Origin of the sequence: Streptomyces griseoloalbus, from assembly GCA_014650015.1 — a bacterium.
In the GTDB taxonomy this organism is placed as follows: Bacteria; Actinomycetota; Actinomycetes; order Streptomycetales; family Streptomycetaceae; genus Streptomyces; species Streptomyces griseoloalbus.
Window position 1 is genome coordinate 1 of sequence record BMUD01000145.1, and the last position, 574, is coordinate 574.

1 protein-coding gene is annotated in these 574 nt (G+C 48.8%); it reads left to right on the forward strand.

Annotated features, from left to right (window positions below; translation table 11 throughout):
• Positions 1 to 432, forward strand: a 432-nt coding sequence (locus IE178_RS37200; protein ID WP_193515105.1) for an RNase H-like domain-containing protein, incomplete at its 5' end; no start/stop codon positions are given.
• Between the last annotated feature and the right edge of the window lie 142 nt (positions 433 to 574).

Sequence of the window (574 nt, forward strand, 5' to 3'; positions counted from 1 at the left end):
GACCACGCCTTGGAAAGCCTAAAAGAATACATGTCTTCTCCACCACTACTTGTAACACCAATCCCTGGAGAAGAACTCTTCTTATACCTGGCAGTCTCACAGCATGCAATCAGCGCAGTGTTGGTCCGTGCAGAAGGAATCCAACATCTGCCCATCTACTATGTCAGCAAGACATTACTGGGCGCCGAAACAAGGTACTTGCCACTGGAGAAACTGGCATTAGCCTTGATGATGGCTTCAAGGAAGTTGTCGCATTACTTTCACGCCCACACAATAGTTGTTCTCACAGCCTTTCCATTAAAAGCTTTATTTGAAAGGGCGAACTTCTCTGGGCGAATTCTGAAGTGGGCAGTAGAGTTGGGACAATATGACATCAAGTTCCAACCCAGGACCGCGATAAAGGCTCAAGCTTTGGCAGACTTTGTCGCATAATTCACCCCAGGAAGTCATCATATCTGCCCAGTCGACCTGACTGAAACAACCGAACTAGGGATGGAAGTTGACGCCGGAATAGCGCAACCCCTGGTGCAGGATACCCAGTCAGACCCCAAGGCAGACCAGAGTAAAGTAAGGG